The organism is Streptomyces sp. NPDC047014, from assembly GCF_040644195.1.
In the GTDB taxonomy this organism is placed as follows: domain Bacteria; phylum Actinomycetota; class Actinomycetes; order Streptomycetales; family Streptomycetaceae; genus Streptomyces.
Genome location: NZ_JBEYVX010000080.1, coordinates 22,459 through 28,690, shown reverse-complemented (window position 1 = coordinate 28,690; position 6,232 = coordinate 22,459). Strand labels below are relative to the sequence as shown.

The following is a 6,232-nucleotide window of genomic DNA, read 5'->3' as shown; positions in this document are numbered from 1 at the left end:
CCTCCTCCGGCGCGTACGGCCTGGTCCAGGCCCTGCCCGCCTCGAAGATGGCCTCCGCGGGCGCCGACTGGAAGACCAACCCGGCCACCCAGATCAAGTGGGGCCTGGACTACATGAACGACCGCTACGGCAGCCCCGTGGGCGCGTGGAACTTCTGGAAGTCCCACCACTGGTACTAAGCCGCCGCAGCAGCACATACGTGAAGACGCCCGCCCGGGACACCCGGGCGGGCGTCTTCGTGTACCCGGCCCCGTTGCCGGGGGTCAGCCGGCCGAGGGCGGGATCTCCTTCATCCGGTCGACGACCGTGCGCGTCATGACGGCGATGGTGGTCGTCACCGTGCCGGGCTTGATCAGGCCCCCGTCACCGGCCTCGCCCTGCACCTGCACGGTCCGCTCCCCGAGGAACGCCAGCGTCTGCCGGTCGAAGATCCACTCCTCGCGCTGCCCGGAGGTCTCGTCCAGGCGGGCGACGGCGATCCCGTGGCGGCCCGCGGCGTCGACCGCGTCCTCGACCGTCACCACACCGGGGATCCTCGCCGCGGCCTTGTACAGCGCCGCCGTCAGCTCGGCCGGCGGCAGGGTCGCGCGCAGCAGGTCACCGATGGTGGTGAACGCCTCCTGGTCGGGGGTGCGGCCCTTGCCGCGGGTCTCCTCGTAGATCTTCTCCAGCAGTACGCCGGGATCCGTGGGCAGGGTGGTGAGGTAGGTGTGGCTCGGGGCGTTCAGATGCGGCGCCGGGGTGTTGCCCTTCTCGTCCTTGCCCTCCAGGGTCATGCCCTGCGGGCCGGTGTTGCCGGGCTCGATCAGCCAGCCCTTCAGCCCGTCGGGGGAGTTCCACTGGTGGCGCATGTGCAGCTCCTCGCTGACCAGCGTCCGCTTCTCGCCGACGGTCTTCACGTACGTGGTGGCCGTCCTGCTCCCGATGTAGACGAACTGGTCGGCGCGCACCGCCGTGGCGGAGGCCGGGACCGAGGCGGCCGCCAGGGAGATGCGGTCCAGCAGCTGCGGGGTGCCCTGGGCGTGCGCCGCGCCGATCACGGTGGTCAGCGCCGGGCCCGTGGCGATGGCCGAGCCCGGCCCGTCCGCCCCGCCCCGGTCGATCTGGACGAGGAAGCCCGCGGCGAGCGCCCCGGCCAGCGCGAACGCGGCGAGCGGCACCAGGACCCCCCGGCGCAGGAACGGGTTGCGGCGCGTCCCCCCGCTACGGGCCGCAGCCCGGGCCGGGGCCGGGGCCGGGGCGGCGGGGGCGGAGTCGGCGGCGCGGAGGTCTTCGTGGATCTGGGCCATCAGGCGCTCCTTGTGGAACTGGTGGCGGCCCGCGGGCAGTTCCCGTGAGGCGAGCGGCAGGAGCGGGTTCTCCTCCCGGTCTGCCGGACGGGGACGGGAAAGGTCGGCGTTCACTGGATTCCTTCCTGTGCGGACCGGACCGGCTTCGCGCGGTCGTCATATGTCTGTCGGGACCGCGCCGCGAGTTCCCGCCTGTTCTTCCTCAGTTCCGCCTCGGCGAGCTTGCGCAGCTTCGTACGGGCCCGCGACAGCCGCGAGCGGACCGTGCCCACCGGGATGCCGAGCACCCGGGCAGCCTCGGCGTACTCCAGGCGCTCGTGCAGGCACAGCAGGATCACCTCCCGCTCCGGGCCGCGCAGCGCGCCCAACTGGGCCAGCGTGGCGGCGATCTGCCGCCGGTCGTCCAGCCGGCCCGCCACCTCCTCGGCGTGGTCGGGCACCGCCGCCGCGCTCGCGGCGGCGGCAGCGGCGGCCGCAGCCGCCCGGTAACGCCGGTTGCTGCGGCTGTGGTTGCGCGCCAGGTTGGTGGTGATGCCCAGCAGCCAGGGCCGCAGCGAGCCGCCCTCGGCCTCCACCGTGCCGCGCAGCCGCCACGCTTCGAGGAAGGCCGCCGACATGACGTCCTCCGCGACGGTCCAGTCCCCGGTCATCCGGAAGGCGTGGTTGTACAAGGTGCGGGCGTAGCTGTCGAACAGCTCCGCGTAGGCGTCCGGATCCCCGGACCGCACCCGGGTTCGCATTTCTGTCGTCACTCCTGTGGGCTGTCCGCCACCCCGCCCGGGTTCCCGTGACCCGCGTCACTCCGGGGGCCGCGGTGCGCCCCATTCTTCTCGACGCGGACCGGCCCCCGGCGGCGGGCGGCCCGACAGAAACGGGCGGGATGTGGCAAACCGCACATCCCGCCCCCGGTGGGCGGCGGAAGGCGCTGGCAGGGGCCGTGTGCGGGGGCTCCGCCGGGCCGGACAGGGCCCGAAAAGAGGCAAAAGGCCGGTGAATTACGCTTGGTCCGTTACGTACGCTTGTCGGCCGGGGGACCTCACTGCGACACGAGAGCGGCATTCATGGCGATCACCAGCACCCGCGCCCGGCGCCGGGCGGCCCGCACCGCCCTGGCGGCGGCGGTCCTCCTGCCCGGCGTCCTCCTCAGCACCCCTTCGTACGCCGCCACGGACACCACGGGCCCGGCGGGCACGAAGACCGAGGCGGGCAAGGCGGGTACGAAGGCCGAGGCGGGCACGAAGGCCGGCGCGGGCAGGACGGGCGCGGGCAGGGCCGGTACGAAGACCGGCGCGGGCACGAAGACCGGCGCGGGCAAGGCGGCGGCGGGCAAGACAGGGGTGGGCAGGACGGCCACCGCGGGCAAGGCCGCCTCGGCCGAGGCCGCCGCGGGCAAGGCCGCCGCGGGCAAGGCCGCCGCGGGCAAGGCCACCGCGGGCAAGGCCGCCGCGGGCAAGGCCGCCGCGGCCGCAGCCGCTCCCGCCGGGCAGTCCGCGAAGGCGCGGCCCGGCCGTCCCGGTACGCCGCCGATGACGATCACCCGTACCGCCACCGGCGCCCAGCGCTCGGTCGCCATCACCATCGACGACGGCCCCGACCCCGTCTGGACGCCCAAGGTCCTCGACGTCCTGGACCGCCACGGCGTGAAGGCCACCTTCTGCATGATCGGCACCCACGCCCAGGAGCACCCCGCGCTGGTCCGCGAGGTCGTGGCCCGCGGCCACCGGCTGTGCGACCACTCGGTCGGCCACGACACGACGATGGACCACAAGCCGGTCGCCTACCAGGAGCGGGAGATCGTGGGCGGCAAGGAGATGATCGAGAAGGCGGCTCCCGGGGCCCGCGTGGACTACTACCGGGCGCCGGGCGGCGCGTTCACCCCCGACAGCCGGCGGATAGCCGCCGAGCACGGGATGCGGCCGCTGGGCTGGACCGTGGACCCCAAGGACTGGAGCCTGCCGGGCGTCCCCTCGATCGTGGACACCGTGCAGCACCCGCTGGTCCGCCCCACCGTCCTCTTCCACGACGGGGGCGGCGACCGCTCCGAGACGGTGGCCGCGCTGGAGAAGGTCCTGCCGTGGTACGCCGCCCAGGGCTACGCCTTCACCTTCCCCGCCCGCGACACCGACTGACCCGCGCCCCACCCCGCGCCCCCGGTCCCGGGCCCGGCTCAGGCCGCCGCCGGGACGGCCGCCGCGAGCCGGGCCGCCGTCTCCTCGTCGACGGCGATGCCGAACCCCTCCCGCAGCAGCCGCCCCAGCTCACCGGGCGGGACGCTCTCCTCGGTGCGGGTGCCGTCGGGGAGCGTCGTCGTCAGCAGCAGCCCGTCGAGCATCAGGTGCCGGCCCGCGTCGAAGCGCTGGGCGATCGGCCTGCGGGTGAACGGCGAGCGCGGGTGCGTGCCGACGTAGTGGCTGCCGCCGACGTAGTCCACCGGGTACTGCGGGGTCAGGGTGAAGGTGTGCCGGTCGGTCCACCCGCCGGGCCCGTGCTGGTGCAGCCACCAGTGGTCGATGCCGAAGGCGCCCGGGCGCCGCTCCATCCGCAGCCGCCAGCCCCCGGCCTCCGAGCGGGCCCCGTCGGCCAGCTCCACCGGCTCCAGCGGCCCCGCCCCGAAGCCCACGTCGCACAGCCACCGGCGGCCGTCCCCGGCCGTCTCCACCAGCAGCAGCGCGTGCGTGGCGGGCGTGACCTTCTGCGAGCCGAGCGTCACCCGCCCGGTCAGGGCGGTGAAGGCGAAGCCCAGCCGCTCCAGCGCGGCGGCGAAGAGCACCACGTGCTCGTAGCAGTAGCCGCCCCGGCCCCGGCGCACCAGCTTGTCCTGCACCGACGGCACGTCCAGGGCCACCGCCACCCCGAGCACGGAGTCGAAGTTCTCGAACCGCAGGGCGGTGACATGCGCCCGGTGCAGCGCCCGGAGCACCGCCAGGGAGGGCGCCCGCTCCCCGGTGAACCCGACGGCCTCCAGATAGCCGTCCAGGTCCAGCAGACCGCCCTGCCACTCACCGGCCTGCCACTCACCGGCCCGTTCCCGCACCATCACCACTCCCGGTCCTTCCCCGCCAAGGGTCCGCGGCCCGCTTCCGGCCGCTCCGCCCCGACGCTAGACAACCGCAGCCGCCCGCCGCCTCGGCCCCCGGACCGGTCCTGCGCCGGTCCGAGGACCTAGGTCTATCCCCGGCCGGCCCCCGCCCTCCTCCACCGGGACGAAAGAAACCGGGAAACCCGGCCCGGCCGGTGTCGAGAACCGCCGGCCGGCTCCGTCCCCGGGGTGAACGCGGCCACAATGGGCCGCACCCCACCGAGGAGAACCCCATGGCCAAGTACCTGCTTCTCAAGCACTACCGAGGCGCCCCGGCCGCGGTCAACGACGTCCCCATGGACCGGTGGACCCCCCAGGAGATCTCCGACCACGTCCGCTACATGCAGGACTTCGCCGACCGGCTGGAGAAGACCGGCGAGTACGTCGACGGCCAGGCCCTCTCACCCGAGGGCACCTTCGTCCGCTACGACGGCGAGGGCCGCCCGCCGGTCACCGACGGTCCCTTCGCCGAGACCAAGGACCTCATCGCCGGCTGGATGATCATCGACGTCGACACCTACGACCGCGCCCTCGAACTCGCCGGGGAACTCTCCGCCGCCCCCGGCGCCGGCGGCCGCCCCCTCCATGAATGGCTGGAGCTGCGCCCCTTCCTCTCCACCCCGCCCACCGTCACCGAATAACGGCCCCCGGCATGGACGAGACCCTGCTGCGCAGCCTCACCCCGGGCGTGCTCGGGGTCCTCGTCCGCCGCGGAGCGGACTTCGCGGCGGCCGAGGACGCCGTACAGGAAGCCCTCCTCGAAGCCTTCCGCACCTGGCCCGCCGCCCCGCCCCGGGACCCCAGGGGCTGGCTGGTCACCGTCGCCTGGCGTCGCTTCCTCGACGCCACCCGCTCCGACACCGCCCGCCGCCGCCGTGAGGACGCCGCCGGCTTTGAGCCCGCGCCCGGCCCCGCCCCCGCCGCCGACGACACCCTCCAGCTGTACTTCCTGTGCGCGCACCCCTCCCTGACCTCCTCCGCCGCCGTCGCGCTCACCCTGCGCGCCGTCGGCGGGCTCACCACCCGCCAGATCGCCCGCGCCTACCTGGTGCCCGAGGCGACCATGGCCCAGCGCATCAGCCGCGCCAAACGCACCGTCTCCGGCGTACGCCTGGACACCCCCGGCGATGTCGCCACCGTGCTGCGCGTGCTCTACCTGGTCTTCAACGAGGGCTACTCCGGTGACGTCGACCTCGCCGCCGAGGCCATCCGCCTCACCCGGCAGCTCGCCGCCGCCGTCGACCACCCCGAGGTGTCCGGGCTGCTCGCCCTGATGCTGCTCCACCACGCCCGGCGTGGCGCCCGTACCGCGGCCGACGGCAGCCTCGTACCGCTCGCCGCGCAGGACCGGGCGCGCTGGGACCGGGAGGCGATCACCGAGGGCACCGGGATCCTGCAGGCGGCCCTGGCCCGCGACCGGCTGGGGGAGTACCAGGCCCAGGCGGCCGTCGCGGCCCTGCACGCCGACGCGCCCACCGCCGCGGAGACCGACTGGGTGCAGATCGTCGAGTGGTACGACGAGCTCGCCCGCCTGACCGGCAGCCCCGTCGTACGCCTCAACCGGGCGGTGGCCGTCGGAGAGGCCGACGGACCGCGCGCCGGGCTGGCGGCCCTGGCCGCGCTGGACCCCGCGCTGCCCCGCCACACCGCGGTGGCCGCGTACCTCCACGAGCGCGCCGGGGAGCCGGAGACCGCGGCCCGCCTGTACGCGGAGGCCGCGGCGAAGGCGTCCAACCTGGCCGAACGCGACCACCTGACCCGCCAGGCCGCCCGCCTCAACACACGCAAAAGCCGCTGACCTGCGACGACGCGCCCTGTCACGCGCCTGTGACAGTCGGCGGACACCGTCGTGAAGTACGGCGGC

The 6,232-nt window shown here is 74.8% G+C and carries 6 protein-coding genes and 1 pseudogene; 4 read left to right on the top strand and 3 right to left on the bottom strand.

The window, feature by feature from the left end:
- A pseudogene (locus ABZ873_RS28135) lies at positions 1-179 on the top strand (lytic transglycosylase domain-containing protein); the annotation flags it as partial.
- Positions 180-263: 84 nt separating this feature from the next.
- On the opposite strand, the gene ABZ873_RS28130 reads toward ABZ873_RS28135, so the two are convergent.
- Both ABZ873_RS28130 and ABZ873_RS28125 read right to left on the bottom strand, forming a co-directional pair.
- Positions 264-1,403, bottom strand: a complete 1,140-nt coding sequence (locus ABZ873_RS28130) for a CU044_5270 family protein (RefSeq protein ID WP_360877498.1) — start codon at positions 1,401-1,403, stop codon at positions 264-266.
- Positions 1,400-2,029, bottom strand: a complete 630-nt coding sequence (locus ABZ873_RS28125) for an RNA polymerase sigma factor (protein WP_360877495.1) — start codon at positions 2,027-2,029, stop codon at positions 1,400-1,402. Before ABZ873_RS28125 ends, ABZ873_RS28130 begins: the two co-directional genes overlap by 4 nt.
- 321 nt (positions 2,030-2,350) lie before the next feature.
- Here ABZ873_RS28125 and ABZ873_RS28120 point away from each other — a divergent pair, with 321 nt between their 5' ends.
- A complete protein-coding gene (locus ABZ873_RS28120; protein ID WP_360877492.1) occupies positions 2,351-3,418 on the top strand; it encodes a polysaccharide deacetylase family protein in 1,068 nt (355 codons plus the stop codon).
- A 38-nt stretch (positions 3,419-3,456) separates the two neighbouring features.
- On the opposite strand, the gene ABZ873_RS28115 is transcribed toward ABZ873_RS28120, so the two are convergent.
- The gene (locus ABZ873_RS28115; RefSeq protein WP_360877489.1) at positions 3,457-4,326 is read right to left on the bottom strand and encodes an arylamine N-acetyltransferase; all 870 of its coding nucleotides are present in this window, start codon (positions 4,324-4,326) and stop codon (positions 3,457-3,459) included.
- A gap of 275 nt (positions 4,327-4,601) precedes the next feature.
- On the opposite strand from ABZ873_RS28115, the gene ABZ873_RS28110 reads away from it, so the two are divergent.
- A complete protein-coding gene (locus tag ABZ873_RS28110) occupies positions 4,602-5,009 on the top strand; it encodes a YciI family protein (protein ID WP_360877487.1) in 408 nt (135 codons plus the stop codon).
- A gap of 11 nt (positions 5,010-5,020) precedes the next feature.
- Complete coding sequence (locus ABZ873_RS28105; protein WP_360877484.1) at positions 5,021-6,166, top strand: DUF6596 domain-containing protein; 1,146 nt, start codon at positions 5,021-5,023, stop codon at positions 6,164-6,166.
- Positions 6,167-6,232: the final 66 nt, after the last annotated feature.